Here is a 14,893-nt window from a genome sequence, read left to right as displayed (position 1 = left end):
GCAAACGTTAAACAATCATCGTAGAACTCACACCATGCTACTATCAGTCAACAACCTCTCCGTCTCGTTCGGTGGCCTCCAGGCACTCAACCTGTCCCACTTTCACCTGGAAGACAAAGAGCTCCGCGTAGTCATCGGCCCTAACGGCGCCGGTAAGTCCACTTTCATGGACATCCTCTGCGGCAAAACAAAACCCGACACCGGAGAAATATTATTCAACGGCAAATCTACCCAGGGCCTCACCGAAGTAGAGATCGCCGAACTGGGCATCGGCCGAAAGTTCCAGAAACCCACCGTCTTCTCCAGCCTCACGGTATTTGAGAACATGACCCTCGCTGCCCGCATGAAGAAAGACGTCTTCTCTTCGCTCTTCTTTAAAATGTCGCCCGCTTTCAAAAAGCGCATTATAGAAGTAGCCGAACGGGTTGGACTATCATCCGTTCTCCACCAGCAAGCGGGCGCACTTTCCCACGGACAAAAACAATGGCTGGAGATCGCCATTGTCGTACTGCAGGATCCGAAGCTGTTGCTGATTGACGAACCCGCCGCCGGTATGTCAGACCGCGAAACAGAACGCACCGGTGAGCTGCTCCTGGAGCTCTCCAAACAACACGGCGTTATTGTCATTGAACACGATATGCATTTCGTTCGCCAGATCGCCAACAACCGTGTCAGCGTGCTGGTGAACGGAAAATTACTAATGGAAGGTTCTTTCGAGGAAGTAAGGAATGATCAACGCGTGATCGACTGCTACCTCGGACGGGCAAATGCGCAACTGGAAAAATTATAACGGTATGAAAGATGCAAATATCCTGGCAGTCAGCGGACTGAAAGCCGCCTACGGCGAAAGCACCATCTTATGGGGCGCCGGTCTTTCTGTAAAGAAAGGCGCCATCACCACTGTAATGGGACGTAACGGCGTAGGCAAAACCACCCTTCTGAAAACGATCATGGGACTGGTAAAAGCCAAAGAAGGACATGTACTCCTCAACGGACGGGACATCACCAACTGGCCGTCTCATAAAATTACCAGGGCTGGTATTGGTTACGTGCCACAAGGCCGCGAGATCTTTCCGAAGCTCAGTGTCTACGAAAATCTGCAACTGGGACTGGAAGCTGCTAACGGTAGAAAGGCCGCCTTCCCGGAAGAGGAGATCTATGCCCTGTTTCCCATCCTGAAAGAATTCCGCCGCCGCCTGGGCGGTAACCTCAGCGGCGGACAGCAACAGCAATTGGCCATTGCCCGTGTGCTGGTCAGTGGTCCGTCCCTGTTATTGCTGGACGAGCCCACGGAAGGGATCCAGCCATCCATCGCCATCGAAATAGGGAATATCCTCCGTCAGCTGGCAGAAGAGAAAGGCATTGCCGTACTGCTGGTAGAGCAGAAGATCGACTTTGCCAGGCAGGTAACGGACTATTTCTATTTTATGGAGCGGGGCAAAATGGTGAAAGAAGGAGCGGCCCTCAGCCTGGATTTCAGGGAATTGCAGGAACATATTGCGGTGTAGTTGTTTTCGGATGTTATAATCTCTATTTTTAGAAGAATGAATCACGACCTGGGTATCATATCAGAGGACCGCAAGCTCTTCAAGTACTTTACTATCCGCTATGGTATCGCCCTTACCTTTATTGCCGTTCTCTCCATCCTCAGCCAGGTTCGTATCCAGCAACACCTCAACCGTTCTATGGACGACTCGCACGTGATCAATTTCGCTGCGAGACTGCGTACGTACAGCCAGATTCTGAGTAAAGCAGCTTTACAGCTGCAGAACGGTGTGGAATTCGAGAACAACGGCAAAGAGTTCGTCAATACATTACGGCAATGGGAAAAGGCCCAGGAGGGCCTCCAAACGGGCAGTAAGTTCCTGAACCTGCCCACCCAGGATATGGAGGAGATCAACGAAATGTTTGAGCTCATCAGCCATCCCCGTGCAGAAATGATGCGTGCGGCAGAGCATATCGTTACTATCCTTGATACCGCCAGGCCTTTCAATCCCGCATTGATCCGTCCTTACGTAAAAACCATCATGGACTATGAGCAATCCTACCTACTCGGAATGGACCTCATTGTATTTGACTACGATCGCTTTTCCAAAGAACGTATCCGCCAGCTGAAGCAGATCGACTACCTCATGCTGAGCCTTGTTTTGCTCACGCTTTTGCTGGAAGCAGGTTTCATCTTCTATCCCATGGCCATCCACATCAAGAAGGTGGTGCTGGGATTAATCTCTTCCGAAGAACGGGCCAAGAGCCTCAAAGACGAGCTGCAAGCCGCCAACGACCGTATGGAGAAATCCTACAACGAGCTGCGCGAAATGAACTTTGCCCTGGATAAGGCCACGTTCCTGGTAAAAACAGATCCCCAGGGAAGGATCATCTACGCAAACGATAAATATTGCCATCTCACTAAATATACCATGTCCGAGCTGCGTAACAAGCCGGTATTTTATAACAACATGGGCGGCAAAGAAAGCGTGATCTACGATCACATCCGCGATGAACAGAAACGCGAGGAAGTGTGGCAGGACGAGATCTTCGACTACGCTTCGGATGGTACCGGCTTCTGGCTGGATGTAACGTTGATCCCCGTATTTGACAATGCCGGGAATCTCTACCAGTATCTGATCATCGGTAACGACGTTACCAACCGTAAGAACACGGAGCGTGAGAACCGGATGCTGAATGAAGAGAAAATGCGTCGTGAAGGTGTTGAGCAGAAGATCAAGTCTTATGCCATCATCAATGGACAGGAAAAGGAACGCAAGCGCATCGCTGCCGAGATCCACGATGGTATCGGCCAGATGCTCACCAGTCTCCGCATGAAGCTGGAGCAGATAGAAGACCGCAGCACTACGCCTGATCCGGAAGTGGTAATGGTCAACAATATGCTGTCAAAGCTGATCACTGAAACACGCCGCATCTGTTCCGACCTCATGCCCAGCGTGCTGGAAGATTTCGGTCTGCGATCCGCCATCGACGATCTCGTGAAAAGCGTAAAGGATGCCGATCGTAAAATGGAAGTCCTGGTTGATGCTAACATACGTGTGTCCCCGCTTTCCCGTGAGCTGGAAATGAGTGTATATCGCATCCTGCAGGAAGGGCTTAACAATGTGGTAAAACATTCGCAGGCTTCCCTGGTGGAGATTTATGTAGATACCTCTGGCGATTACCTGAACATGATGATCAAGGACAACGGCAAAGGTTTTTACTTTAACAATCATCAATTGCACCTGAAAGATCTGGCCCGTAAGATGAACGGCATACGTGGTATGAAGGAACGGGCAGAGCTGCTGAACGGTGCATTTAACATTAGTACTGAACCTGGAAAAGGGACAATTATACAATTAGAAATACCTTTATAACTATGAGCGCAAAAATGAAGGTCTTTTTGGTAGATGACCACGAGATATTCCGGAATGGATTGAAGCAATTAGTAGACAGTGAGCCTGATATGGAAGTGGTTGGTGAGGCTGGCGATGGTGAAACAGCATTGCAGGTGTTGCATACTGTTGCTCCTGATGTGATCATCATGGATATCCGTATGCCGGGGATCAATGGCATAGAGACCAGCGAGGCGATATTGAGCCGTCAGCCGCAGGCGAAGATCCTTTTCTTTAGTTTGTATGATAGCCCGGACTATGTAGCCAAAGCGCTGGAAATGGGAGCCAGCGGGTATATCCTGAAAGACACCAGTAACAAGATCTTCCTGAATGCCATCCGTACCGTATATAGCGGTAAGTTCTATTTCATCGGTGATGTAACTGACATACTGGTGAAGAAGTATATGGACATGCGGAGTGCGTCCGGCCAAAAATCAACTGCTAATGTGGATATTTCTCTTTCAAAACGGGAAGAGCAGATCTTGCGGATGATAGATAATGACCTGAGCAATAAGGAGATTGCTGAATCCCTGAATGTGAGCATCCGCACGATAGAGGCCCATCGTTTGAATATTTTGCGTAAATTTCAGACGAATAATATCGAGGAGGTGCTAGCCTCCTGCAAAGAGGCCGATTTGTTAAAGTAATTGAAAGCTATGATTGTAACATTGATTGTTCTCATGTGTTTGTTGGTTTTGGGGGTAGTAGGCTGGGCGGTGATTAGTATTAATCAGCGGTCCAGGCAGTGGAGTAAGTTTGATGATCTCTAAATCGCAAGGATATCACAGGTATTTAAGTGATCCTGAGAACCGGTTCCCATATTCAAGCTTCTATGGGGCCATACCCAAAGGGTATGGCCCAGAATGACCGGTTTTCGTATATTGACAACCAAAAACTTTCGTTTCGTGCTACCCAAGGATTTAGAACACATCTTCGATGAATATGAAGGGGACTTCGATCTCCGTATTGTGAAAGCTGACTATACCGGAGGCGACTTTATTATCGAAATTGTGCTGAATCCCCAGATTGAAAATGCGGGGTTTGCTTATCAGAAGTGGGCAATTATAGCATCCGGACCCAGAAAACACAAAGTTTCGTTCGGTTTTGCTTCGTTCATAGCAATCAAGAATGATCATCCCTTACTTTGGGAGTTTACTGACACACAATGTCAGCTCTATTTCGCAGGACAGTGCCAAAACATTGAGAAACTTTTCTACGATCTCTATCTAACCCATAATGATACCTTTAACGAACATCAATGCTTTGATGTCTCCTTGTTTAAAACATCCAATCACTTTAGGCCTTTTCAATACACCAACGGCATGCTAGCGCAGGGGTCTAAAAAACTAATGGAAAAATATGGGGCCTGCTTGAAAAAAAATGGACTTGACTTTACCTTCCTCGGTGAGCGACCGGCTGGAAGTTGGCACTACCAGCAATTCATCCCTGAAAAGGAGCTTAAAGTTTTGTTGATGGGCGATACCTATCTTATTGCTGAAGATTTTACTTTCATGAAACAGCCGGAGGACATTCATTAGCCCTCCTTGTTATTTCTCCAACACAATATCAACCACTCCCTTCGCAATCGATAACGCATTCGTCGGCTCCGAATTCGTCAACACTACCACCGCCGTCTGCTCATCCGGCAACCCACCGCCAAACCAACAATACGTTGCCTCGCCATGCTGTTTTCAATGAAGGTATCAATCCTGTCCTTCTGTGCAAACAAACTGGCAGGGAAGATCAAAATAAAGCAAATGAAGGCAGATAAGAAGCGAAGTTTGGGTAGATTACTTTTAACGGGCGCTCGCATATATATTGGACATTTTGTTATTTCGCAGGAAGATTGAGCTTCATTAAATCTATATAAATAGAAGAAGATGCTGCTGTTCTTTGGTACTGATGGGTGCCAAACTTTATAACCGGCGCATATGATGCCTGGGAAAAACTGTATATTGTGACCACTAAATTAACACAAACCGTTATACGCCGTTAGTATGATGAGAATCCCTAGGTTCCTGATCGTTGCCGCATCGGCAATTCTCGTATATATTGGTTATGCAATTTTTTCCTGGCTAAGGTCGTATAAAGCACACCGAGATCCCACCACTGCATTCAAAGCGGCACTTGATAAGGTGATAACTGCAGGAATCAAAATAAACCCGGAAATCCGGGAAGCTGACATATTTGAGCGGTGGAAAGAAGTATTAGCTAGTTATGGCCCAATAGAAGCGTTGTATATTACGTTAGGTGATAGCACTGAGTATGAACCCTATACTAGTTTTTCAGACAGTTGCTGGCACTTAGACCTGGAGGCCGTAGAAGGGGAAGGTTCTTATGTGGAAATATTGGAAAACCTGAAACGTATCTCAAACGGAGACCTCGACTTCCAAAATATCACTGACTATTGCAACGATGATGAAGATGGCAAGGCATGGATATCTTTTGAATTCCACGGAAAGAAATATAAATGGGATTTGGAAGTGGACGACGACTGGGTAGATAGTCGTCTATTTGACAAAATCCAGGATCTGTGTCGCCAATACAACAAAAAAGGCCGGCTTACTTATTTCTCCGAAGGTCAGGGCTTCGTTACCAGCTATCTCACCGAAGACGAATTCAATCGTGTCAACGAAGTAACGCAACTGAAATTGCGCTTGCTTTAGACGACCAGATCCACTATCGTGCTAAGTTTTGGACAAATGGCGGTAAGGAGAGTTGCAATTACTAATAGGGTTTTGTTCATAATATTTGGGATATTTTTCCTGCGCGCTAATTGCACATTAACATTCATCACTTCAAAAATATTTTACAAAATCAAACTGATCTCATTATTACCTCACCTTCCTCGCCACCCACAACGTATCATACCTCCCATAAAACCTAAACTCCCTTGCCCCCATCACCATATGCTTGATCACCCACGTCGGCCCCAATTCCTCCCTTGCCTCATAAAAATCATGAAACGCTATAAAGCCTCCCCGCACCACCTTCCCCGCATACAATTCAAAATCCTTTTTACACCCTTCAATAGAATGATCCCCATCTATAAACAAGAAATCGATCTTCTCAAACTCATGATGAAACTGGTAAGAATACCCCTGCTTGATCACAATGTTCTTCATCACACCCAAGCCCTCCATATTTTTCTTAAACTGCTCCAGCAAGTTATGATCCCCCTTCTTGCTAATATATATTTCCCTGCTGCCCTCATCCGCGCCCGCATCTGCATTAAAAGGATCAATAGCATACACCTTACCGGATGTAAGCCCTTTTGAAAGCACATACGTGCTCTTTCCCTGCCAGCTGCCAATCTCCACGATCGTCGCATTACGCGGTAGCTTCCTTGCCGTCAGGTAAAGCCCTACTGCCTCCTTATCCGTCAGCCAGCCGTCCAGCTCGCGGAAAGGGCTTATTTTCTTCAACGCAGCTCGTTCTACCAGTTGCCGGATCATAACAGTATTTATTTAGAATGCACTTCTTCAAACCGTTTTGCATTGACCACCAGCGGAAAATATTCCTGTACAATCGCCTCCAGCACCAGCTCAGGCTTTTCCTTATAAACATAATGACCGCTCCCACGCGCCGTCACACCTTTCCGCTTCGGCGAAGCCGCCGCAAACTGCCGGTGACACCGTATCCATTCCTTTGCATCCGGCGTTCCCTCAAAAGGTGTTTTCTCCGCAACAATATCTGTTACCGGAATATTCAACGGAAAAGGCGTATGCCTCATGAAATCCGAGTTTTCACGGAGGCAGGTGAATATGTAATACGCTCCGCGGTTCTCCCGTTTAAACGTTTCCATTTTCGACTTTATCTTCAGCAAAGCCTGTGTTACAAAAGCATCTGTAAAGAAACAGGAAGTATTCGTATCAATCAGCACGGCCGCCTTCACCGTTTTCGGGTGACGGGCAGCATATACAGTAGCATAGAACCCTCCCATGGAATGTGCCACCAATATGATCTCATCACCATACCCTAATTTGGAAAGCCCCCTTTCCAGGCCTTTGATCTCATTCAGGATCCCCATATGATTACTATCCAGCTCACTTTTCCCAAAACCGGCGCGGTCATAAGTAATTAAAGTTGTTCCCAGGGTATCTTTGACAGCTGGCAACAAACTATTCCAGGCGCTTCCGTCATCCCCTCCGCCAGCCTCGAATAGAATAGGTATCCCTTTCCCCTTGATAACATGAAAATGCAGCTTATATCCACCTACATCTACCAATGTATCAATATCCTGGCTCCTGGCAGTTAAAGCACCCAGGAGAAAAAGAACACCCAATATTATCAGTAGCCGGAGTTTCATGTTTTTTTATTAAGATACGCAAAAGTTCAGCGCTCCGCCTACTATCTACCAATGCTATATTTCATTACCTTTACGTTGTGTATTTAAATATATAACGCGGATAAACGCTTTTCAAATCCATTCCTAAATCATTACTAATGACCGTGTGATTATTCTCTCCGATACCCTCGACGGCGGCCCCTTACCTGTAGGCAAAGGCCCTTTCCGCCTGGTAGTCCCCGGTGAGAAGAAACCAGCCCGCAGTTGTTTCCAGGTAACGGAAATGGTAATACGTTTGCGAAAGACTAAGACATGCTCTCTTGCTGCGTTGATTGCTGCAGGAAATCCAGTATGCTGTTCAGGGTTCCCAGCTGTTCTATCTGTCCATCCGTGATCTTTACATTAAAGGCTTCCTCTATTGCCAGGAACACAGATGAGCGGTCAAGTGAATCCACTCCCTGCTGCATAATGGATTGATCGGGATTGAAATTGTCAACGTCAACCCTGGGGTCAACCTCTTTTTTAAAGATTGCTTTGATGTTTTCCAGCGTAATTTCCATAATGATCGATTTGGTGGTATAATCATTTTATTCTTTCCAATACGGTGCTTGCCCATGAAAGCCCAACGCCAAACCCGGAAATAACAGCTCGCTTTTTGCTGCCATCCTGGAAATAGGAGTTAAGCATGATCGGTATAGTAGAGCTGACAGTATTACCATATTCAGCTGCCATAAAAGGCACCTTCTCATTATCTACTTTTAGCCTTTTGGCAATGGTGTCTATAATATATTTGCTGCCCTGGTGCATCAGGAAAATATCAATATCCTCCATGCTTAGGCTGTTCTTGCTTAACAGATCGGCAATATCTTTGGGGATGTACCTGGCGGCAAAATCGAAAATAGCGCGCCCATTCATGTACAGCACAGAATTTGAGCAGGTAAGCTCCTGGTTGGATTTCCCAATAGTGCCGAAAGTGTATTTCTTCGCAGTCCATACAGGATCATTCCCCAATAAGGTAACCGACGCGGCATCCCCGAATAACAACGCCGTATTCTTGTCGTTCTTATCAACAACTTTGGAATAAGGGTCAGAGGTAAACAGCAATCCCTTTCTGAATTCATTCTGCCGCATAAAAGACTCGATCACCGACAAGGCATACACATACCCCGAACATCCCAATGAAATATCAAAACAGGCGCAGGATTCGTTCAACCCCGCCATTCCATGTACCTTTGCCGATACATGAGGAATATTACTGTCCGGGTTCTGCGTAACCACAATCAGGCAGTCAATCTCATCTATATTCACCGGCTGCCTGGCCTGTAGCGCCTCCCATGCTTTCAGGCAAAGGTCTGAAGTATCTTCCGTCGCATACTTCACGCTCACCTGTCGTACGCCTATTTTTTCTTCAATGAAAAAATCATCAATGCCGAAGGCTTCTTTGCGCTCGTAATTTGACTTAAAATTTCCCGGGATGTACACCCCTATGTTTTCTATTCCAATCATACCAATGAGAAATAAATATTGCCAGCAAAATGATCGTTTATATAGAACATCGTATTCGTAAGCTTAAACTGCAGGTTTTGTTTGAGGCTTAAACGGAGTTGAACATCATCTCCGCCTAAGCCAAACAGTTGATAAGCGCTTATTTTGATCCTGGTGAAATACCATTTTCCGGGAGCCTCCGGGTATAAGCCCTGTAGCAATCCTTTATTTAAGGCTACTATTTTTTCAATCAGTGTATGACCAAAAAAATTCTTTAGCTCGATCTGTTGCTGATCCTTATCCAGTTTGGCCGCACTGATAATTTCATGCTCCGGGTAGGCATAATTGCATTGAATGCGTTCATGGTTCTCCATCAGTACCAGGCCTAATCGCTCATTGCCACAGTGCAGCGACAGGGTCACTTTGGCTGCCTGGTCCACCGGCGCCCTGGCTTCCGCATACAGATCCATATTATGACGGCTTACTCCCCGTATCACCATATCTACCTGGTCAAACTGTTGATCCTGGCCATGTACAGTGATGGACTGCATCGTCTTGTTAAAGATGTCTGTTCCATGCACGTAGTCTCTGTTGCCCTTAAAGCAGAAATGAATAGCAGTGCTGTCTGTCATAGCTTTCTTATTCTCGCAAGATGTTTTAGGTGTTGCTGATGGTCGATCGCGAAGTTGCCGGAAACCGTCTGGTTGTCGCCAATATGGTTAATCACTACGCTGCCAAGAATGATCCTTACATTTTCTCCAATGCTTAATCCATCGGCTACCGTAGAGGATGGGCCTATCCATAAATTGTCGCCCATACATACATTTCCCGCGATCGTTACATTGCCTGCGATCATACCGTTCTTCCCGATACGGCAGCCATGCCCAACATTGGCCCGCACACTGATCTTCGTGTTATCGCCGATATCAGTAAAGAATGGCTGGTAAGGCTTTTGAACAACCGCATGGGCCAATACTTCACAATTGCTCCCCAGGCGTACACCACCCGCATACCGGATGTTAAACGACTTCCCATCGATCTTCAGGCATTGCATTCCGCGGGCGCCGATCACGGCATGCGGACCGATAAACGTATTCGCCCCGATAATGCTGTTATCGGCTATATACGCGAACGCTGATATTTCCACGCCATCTTCAATATGCACGTTCCTGCCAATGTATGCACTGGGATCAATGCAGGTGTCTCCCGAAATATAGTTTCTGCTGACCAGCAAAGGCATTTGCTGCGAATCCACCAGGCGGTTGTGCAGTTGATAATAGTCCAGCTCCGCTTTTTCACTGACGACAATACCTTTGTCCACCGCTATACGATGAGCCATAGACGTATTGGTGATCACCGCCTTTACATTGGTGTTTTTATTAACACGATCAACTACCGCCTCTGAAAGCGCGTAGCACAGGGACCCGGGGAGGGGAGTAGCCGGAAACATGGTCCAGGCAAAGTCAGCATCCCTGATCACATCTGTCTGTGAGAAAAAATCACTTAAGCGCATAAACAGCTCCTTAGTCTGTGTTTAAGGTTATTTGCAGGCGGAACAGCACATACAACAATTTCCGCCGAAACGTATTCCGAACGCAAAAAGGGTAAAGGAAGCAAAATGAAAAGTTCAATGGGGCGTCACTGTACTGATCATGACATCAATTATAAAATTGGCATTTCTAACTTGGAATTACAGGTGCTTTGGACTATCGCTTTGGTTGATTAGCTATTCTATACCTATATGCTAATATAGGGAAATTTTTAATTGCCAAAAAAACCTTCATACATTCCTGTTAATTGCGGTACGTGTTTTGAGCAGTTTTAGCAAAAACAGGATATGGCAAGGATAATGGTTCGATACATGGTCAACGAGCTCGATCCTGCAGTCACCTTTTACACTAAACATCTGGGGTTTAAAACCGGACAGCAGGCAGGGCCCTATTTTGCCAGGCTATCACGGGATAACGTGGAGCTGGTGCTAAGCACAACCTTCGGACCGGGCGGCGCTGCCAAGCCTATGTCAGATGGACGCAAAGCAACACCAGGAGGCTGGAACCGGCTCATCATCCCCGTAGAAGATCTCGCAGCAGAAATGGCCAGGCTCCGTGCGTTTCAGCTGCAGTTCCGCAATGAGATCGTAAGCGGACCGGGCGGCGCCCAGGTGATATTGGATGATCCCTCCGGAAATCCCATCGAGCTCTTTCAACCGGCCTCAATAGATAGCGAAGATGATGAAGCTGCGATCCGCACCTTGCAGGACAACTTCGCGGCCGCGATCAACGCCGGCGATGTTGACGCAGTCATGAAGAACTACGTACCAGGTAACAGCCTCGTTGTTTTCGACGTGGTGCCCCGCGAGGAATATTTCGGAGCGGACGCTTATCGTAAAGATTGGGAAGATTTCTTTTCCCGCTTCAAAGGCACGCCAATACTAAGCATCATTGACCTCCGCATCACGGTAGATGGTAATGTTGCATTTGGTCACAGCTTCGTGAATACCAAAGGTACCGACCTGCAGGGGCACACGGTGGATCGTACCGTACGCGTTACAGCCGGCTATCGTAAGATAGACGGCAAATGGCTGATCGCACATGAACATATTTCGATGCCGGTTGATCTGGCTACCGGCAAAGCAACCCCCGTTATAATACCATAAAGGATCACCGGCCTCATTCGCGCTGGCAGGCCCGCTTGCGCTTTAATTGTCCACTGCGGATGCCCGCCGGCCGGATAGCTTTGCGCCGCTGCACACGCTGACCTGTACAAAACAAGGGCAGCAGTTTCCGCGGCCGCTCAGGTACCGTTCTTCTTTGCAGAGGCACATGTACCGCTACCGGCTGTACGGCTTTCGGTTTCTCCAGGTATTGCGCCACCAGCCGTTCCTTTACCTCACTTTCATCCACTCCCTGCCTGATCAGTTCCATTGCCCGACCGGTCATCTCCCGGTACTCCTTCACTTTACGTTGATCCCTTGGCATCATCCCATATACGGCCGCCGCCAGCTTCGATGCCGCTACCAGCCATCCCGCATACTCCATGGTCCTCCTGAAAGCGGGCGACCGCTTCACCCGCTTTCTACTTAATGTACTTTTTGCCCTCACCAGGTACTGACCATTCAAGCGGTAGTAGGTTAGATCGCCTATCGTCCCGGTGATATAATTCGGGCCGGCTTGTTTTCCCATATTGCTGTAATTTTAAGGTCTCCGGCAAATCTAAATACGCTTGCTATCCCTCTCCAAATCTCATGGCGTTTTTGGCGCTTTTGGCGGAAATGGCAACAAATCATCAAAAACCACCCAGATCGTCACAAAACATAACAAATCATCACAATTCACCTTTAGAACGCTTGTTCTTCACCTGCATCCCATACTCCTCCCGGGGTAAAGGCGTTCCGCCCCCGGGCTAAAAGCGTTCTCCCGCTTCCTTCCACTTGCATCCCATTCCTAAATGTTGTATTTTCTGCCCGCTAGTAATCTATCCACGCATGACACGTATGAAAAAACTATCCATCTTATTACTATTATTCATCATTTCCACTTCCGCCATTCCTCCTGGTTTTAATTGGAAGAATATCCGTGTCCTTGTTTACACTAGGAACGGCCAGGGCTACGTTCACCAGAACATCCCCGCCGCCATTGCTGGTATCCGTCAGCTCGCCATGGAGCATGGTTTCCAGGTAGACGTCTCCGACACCCCGGCGGATTTTACCGATGAGAACCTCCGGAAATATAACGCCCTCATTTTCTGTAATACAAATAACGACGTCTTCCATACCGATGGCCAGAAGCTGGCCCTCATGCGCTTCATCCAGGCAGGCGGCGGTTTTGTAGGCATTCACTCCGCGGTAGGCACAGAACGCAAATGGCCCTGGTTCAAACGCATGGTTGGCGGCACCTTTGTACGCCACCCGCCATTCCAGCCGCTGAAAGAAATTATTATAGACGACAGCCATCCATCTACTGCTTTTTTACCTAAAACCTGGGAGCTGTCCGACGAGTGCTACTTTGTCAAAGAAGTGAACCCGGACATCCACGTGCTGGTTGTTCACGATCTCTCCGGCATCAACGATAAGGAGAAACCGGATTTCTATGGTTCCGTCTTTCCCTCTGTATGGTGCCATGAATTTGACGGCGGCCGTCAATGGTACACCGCCTTAGGCCACGACGCAAAAATATATGCAGACCCTACTTTCCAGCGCCACCTGCTCGGTGGCCTGCAATGGGTAGTTAGCAAACAACGAAAGCTGGATTATTCCAAAGCCCGGGCCCTCCATCCCGACGATCCTTTGCCCTATTAACATAATTTCTTCCTCATCTTCAAACATCCTTTCTTATGCAGCATCAGAAAAACCCATCCAGGCGGAAATTCCTGAAAGACACTGTCAAAGGCGCCGGCGCCCTGGCCCTCACTTCTTTCCCCGCTATTATCCCTGCACATGTATTAAGCGGTCCGCTTGCGCCCAGCAACCGTATCAATATAGGCGCTATCGGCAATGGCCGCATCTCCCGCGGTCACGACATGCCCGGCGTCTGGAAACACGATCTCGCCCGTATTGTGGCGGTATGTGATCTCGACAGCAATCGCCTCGATGCCGCCAAACGCCTCGTTAATGAATACTACACGAAGAAAACCGGTAAAGCTTACGATGGTGTAAAAACATATTCCGATTACCAGGAGCTCCTCGCCAATAAAGATATCGACGCTGTGATCATCAGCACGCCGGACCACTGGCATGTGATACCAGCCATCCACGCGGTGCGCGCTGGTAAAGATGTTTATATGCAAAAGCCCGCTTCACTCACCATCGCCGAAGGCCGTGCCCTGAGTGATGAAGTGCACCATAGCGGACGAATACTACAGATCGGCAGCCAGCAACGCTCCATGCCGCAATTCAAACGCGCCTGTGAACTGGTGCGCAATGGCCGAATCGGCAAGCTGCATACGGTATACGTTGGCCTGCCCATCGATGATCCTAAAGAAAGCACTGTAGAAAAAGAAATGCCTTTACCCGCCGGACTGGATTATGAGAAATGGTTGGGAGAAACACCTTACGTTCCTTATACCTTGAAGAGAGTGCATCCCTTAAACGATTTCTCCCGGCCAGGCTGGCTGCGTTGTGAACAATTCGGCGCGGGCATGATCACCGGCTGGGGCGCTCACCATTTTGATATTGTAAATTGGGGAATGGATACGGAATATACCGGTCCCGTAGAAATTACTGCCACCGCGCAATTCCCGCCTGCAGGTAATCTATGGGATGTGCACGGGCCCTTTAAATCCGAAACGATCTTCGGCAACGGCGTGAAAGTGCTCGCCAGCAACGAGTATCCCAACGGGGTAAAATTTGTCGGCTCTGATGGCTGGATCTTCGTTACCCGCGGCAACTACGCCGCTACTGCCAGCGATCCTGTAGCTAAAGACCAGAAAGATAAACCGCTAGACGCCAGCGACCCGCGTATACTCGATTCCGTTATAGGGACAGATGAAATACATCTTTATGAAAGTAAAGATCACCACGGCAACTGGCTGGAGAGCATCGCTGCCCGCCGCCAACCCATCACACCGATAGAAGTAGGGCATCGCGCCTGCACGGTCTGCCTGCTGAACCATGCCGCCATGAAGCTGCAGCGCAAACTCTACTGGGATCCCGTAAAAGAACGCTTTAAGAACGACGACGAAGCCAACACCCTGCTTACACGTCCGCAACGTTGGCCATATACATTGGATTGATCTCAATCAT

At 47.9% G+C, this 14,893-nt stretch carries 16 protein-coding genes; 9 read left to right on the top strand and 7 right to left on the bottom strand.

Annotated features, from left to right (window positions below):
* The first annotated feature begins 34 nt into the window (after positions 1–34).
* From urtD to ACR9Y8_RS05860, 6 genes are all read left to right on the top strand, one after another.
* Positions 35–790 (top strand): urea ABC transporter ATP-binding protein UrtD, encoded by a 756-nt coding sequence (urtD, locus tag ACR9Y8_RS05885; RefSeq protein ID WP_481212311.1) that lies wholly within the window; start codon positions 35–37, stop codon positions 788–790.
* Positions 791–794: 4 nt separating this feature from the next.
* Positions 795–1,508, top strand: a complete 714-nt coding sequence (gene urtE, locus ACR9Y8_RS05880) for an urea ABC transporter ATP-binding subunit UrtE (protein ID WP_481212310.1) — start codon at positions 795–797, stop codon at positions 1,506–1,508.
* A 36-nt stretch (positions 1,509–1,544) separates the two neighbouring features.
* Positions 1,545–3,362, top strand: a complete 1,818-nt coding sequence (locus tag ACR9Y8_RS05875; RefSeq protein ID WP_481212309.1) for a PAS domain-containing sensor histidine kinase — start codon at positions 1,545–1,547, stop codon at positions 3,360–3,362.
* Positions 3,363–3,364: 2 nt separating this feature from the next.
* Positions 3,365–4,027 carry a response regulator transcription factor gene (locus tag ACR9Y8_RS05870; protein WP_481212308.1) on the top strand — a complete coding sequence of 221 codons (663 nt, stop codon included), beginning with the start codon at positions 3,365–3,367 and terminating at the stop codon, positions 4,025–4,027.
* Between the two features lie 258 nt (positions 4,028–4,285).
* Positions 4,286–4,918 carry a hypothetical protein gene (locus tag ACR9Y8_RS05865; RefSeq protein ID WP_481212307.1) on the top strand — a complete coding sequence of 211 codons (633 nt, stop codon included), beginning with the start codon at positions 4,286–4,288 and terminating at the stop codon, positions 4,916–4,918.
* Between the two features lie 459 nt (positions 4,919–5,377).
* The gene (locus ACR9Y8_RS05860; RefSeq protein WP_481212306.1) at positions 5,378–6,046 is read left to right on the top strand and encodes a hypothetical protein; all 669 of its coding nucleotides are present in this window, start codon (positions 5,378–5,380) and stop codon (positions 6,044–6,046) included.
* A gap of 168 nt (positions 6,047–6,214) precedes the next feature.
* Here the strand turns inward: ACR9Y8_RS05860 and ACR9Y8_RS05855 are convergent, their stop codons facing one another.
* The 6 genes from ACR9Y8_RS05855 to ACR9Y8_RS05830 all read right to left on the bottom strand — a co-directional run bounded on the left by ACR9Y8_RS05855 (position 6,215) and on the right by ACR9Y8_RS05830 (position 10,666).
* A complete protein-coding gene (locus ACR9Y8_RS05855; protein WP_481212305.1) occupies positions 6,215–6,835 on the bottom strand; it encodes a class I SAM-dependent methyltransferase in 621 nt (206 codons plus the stop codon).
* 8 nt (positions 6,836–6,843) lie between these two features.
* A complete protein-coding gene (locus tag ACR9Y8_RS05850; protein ID WP_481212304.1) occupies positions 6,844–7,689 on the bottom strand; it encodes an alpha/beta fold hydrolase in 846 nt (281 codons plus the stop codon).
* A 284-nt stretch (positions 7,690–7,973) separates the two neighbouring features.
* Positions 7,974–8,228: an acyl carrier protein gene (locus tag ACR9Y8_RS05845; protein ID WP_481212303.1), complete on the bottom strand. Its 255-nt coding sequence runs from the start codon at positions 8,226–8,228 to the stop codon at positions 7,974–7,976.
* Positions 8,229–8,250: 22 nt separating this feature from the next.
* The gene (locus ACR9Y8_RS05840) at positions 8,251–9,174 is read right to left on the bottom strand and encodes a 3-oxoacyl-ACP synthase III family protein (protein ID WP_481212302.1); all 924 of its coding nucleotides are present in this window, start codon (positions 9,172–9,174) and stop codon (positions 8,251–8,253) included.
* Positions 9,171–9,785: a hypothetical protein gene (locus ACR9Y8_RS05835; RefSeq protein WP_481212301.1), complete on the bottom strand. Its 615-nt coding sequence runs from the start codon at positions 9,783–9,785 to the stop codon at positions 9,171–9,173. The genes ACR9Y8_RS05840 and ACR9Y8_RS05835 overlap by 4 nt, the downstream gene beginning before the upstream one ends.
* The gene (locus ACR9Y8_RS05830) at positions 9,782–10,666 is read right to left on the bottom strand and encodes an LbetaH domain-containing protein (protein ID WP_481212300.1); all 885 of its coding nucleotides are present in this window, start codon (positions 10,664–10,666) and stop codon (positions 9,782–9,784) included. Before ACR9Y8_RS05830 ends, ACR9Y8_RS05835 begins: the two co-directional genes overlap by 4 nt.
* Before the next feature lie 324 nt (positions 10,667–10,990).
* Between ACR9Y8_RS05830 and ACR9Y8_RS05825 the strand changes: the two genes are divergently transcribed.
* Entirely contained in the window at positions 10,991–11,809 is an 819-nt protein-coding gene (locus tag ACR9Y8_RS05825) for a nuclear transport factor 2 family protein (protein ID WP_481212299.1), read from the top strand.
* Positions 11,810–11,822: 13 nt separating this feature from the next.
* On the opposite strand, the gene ACR9Y8_RS05820 is transcribed toward ACR9Y8_RS05825, so the two are convergent.
* A complete protein-coding gene (locus tag ACR9Y8_RS05820) occupies positions 11,823–12,335 on the bottom strand; it encodes a hypothetical protein (protein ID WP_481212298.1) in 513 nt (170 codons plus the stop codon).
* A gap of 302 nt (positions 12,336–12,637) precedes the next feature.
* Here ACR9Y8_RS05820 and ACR9Y8_RS05815 point away from each other — a divergent pair, with 302 nt between their 5' ends.
* Together ACR9Y8_RS05815 and ACR9Y8_RS05810 are read left to right on the top strand one after the other, a co-directional pair.
* Positions 12,638–13,450, top strand: a complete 813-nt coding sequence (locus ACR9Y8_RS05815; RefSeq protein WP_481212297.1) for a ThuA domain-containing protein — start codon at positions 12,638–12,640, stop codon at positions 13,448–13,450.
* A gap of 35 nt (positions 13,451–13,485) precedes the next feature.
* Positions 13,486–14,883 (top strand): Gfo/Idh/MocA family protein, encoded by a 1,398-nt coding sequence (locus tag ACR9Y8_RS05810; RefSeq protein WP_481212296.1) that lies wholly within the window; start codon positions 13,486–13,488, stop codon positions 14,881–14,883.
* Positions 14,884–14,893 lie beyond the last annotated feature (10 nt).

The organism is Chitinophaga sp. SVR4-12A (assembly GCF_056754765.1).
The sequence above is the reverse complement of the archived record's forward strand: the minus strand, read 5'-3'. Positions and strand labels throughout refer to the sequence as shown.

Excerpts from the sequence above, each read along its gene's own strand:
- urtD (WP_481212311.1), top strand. The coding sequence starts at position 35 with ATGCTACTATCAGTCAACAACCTCTCCGTCTCGTTCGGTGGCCTCCAG.
- urtE (WP_481212310.1), top strand. The coding sequence starts at position 795 with ATGAAAGATGCAAATATCCTGGCAGTCAGCGGACTGAAAGCCGCCTAC.
- ACR9Y8_RS05875 (WP_481212309.1), top strand. The coding sequence starts at position 1,545 with ATGAATCACGACCTGGGTATCATATCAGAGGACCGCAAGCTCTTCAAG.
- ACR9Y8_RS05870 (WP_481212308.1), top strand. The coding sequence starts at position 3,365 with ATGAGCGCAAAAATGAAGGTCTTTTTGGTAGATGACCACGAGATATTC.
- ACR9Y8_RS05860 (WP_481212306.1), top strand. The coding sequence starts at position 5,378 with ATGATGAGAATCCCTAGGTTCCTGATCGTTGCCGCATCGGCAATTCTC.
- ACR9Y8_RS05855 (WP_481212305.1), bottom strand. The coding sequence starts at position 6,835 with ATGATCCGGCAACTGGTAGAACGAGCTGCGTTGAAGAAAATAAGCCCT.
- ACR9Y8_RS05850 (WP_481212304.1), bottom strand. The coding sequence starts at position 7,689 with ATGAAACTCCGGCTACTGATAATATTGGGTGTTCTTTTTCTCCTGGGT.
- ACR9Y8_RS05845 (WP_481212303.1), bottom strand. The coding sequence starts at position 8,228 with ATGGAAATTACGCTGGAAAACATCAAAGCAATCTTTAAAAAAGAGGTT.
- ACR9Y8_RS05840 (WP_481212302.1), bottom strand. The coding sequence starts at position 9,174 with ATGATTGGAATAGAAAACATAGGGGTGTACATCCCGGGAAATTTTAAG.
- ACR9Y8_RS05835 (WP_481212301.1), bottom strand. The coding sequence starts at position 9,785 with ATGACAGACAGCACTGCTATTCATTTCTGCTTTAAGGGCAACAGAGAC.
- ACR9Y8_RS05830 (WP_481212300.1), bottom strand. The coding sequence starts at position 10,666 with ATGCGCTTAAGTGATTTTTTCTCACAGACAGATGTGATCAGGGATGCT.
- ACR9Y8_RS05825 (WP_481212299.1), top strand. The coding sequence starts at position 10,991 with ATGGCAAGGATAATGGTTCGATACATGGTCAACGAGCTCGATCCTGCA.
- ACR9Y8_RS05820 (WP_481212298.1), bottom strand. The coding sequence starts at position 12,335 with ATGGGAAAACAAGCCGGCCCGAATTATATCACCGGGACGATAGGCGAT.
- ACR9Y8_RS05815 (WP_481212297.1), top strand. The coding sequence starts at position 12,638 with ATGACACGTATGAAAAAACTATCCATCTTATTACTATTATTCATCATT.
- ACR9Y8_RS05810 (WP_481212296.1), top strand. The coding sequence starts at position 13,486 with ATGCAGCATCAGAAAAACCCATCCAGGCGGAAATTCCTGAAAGACACT.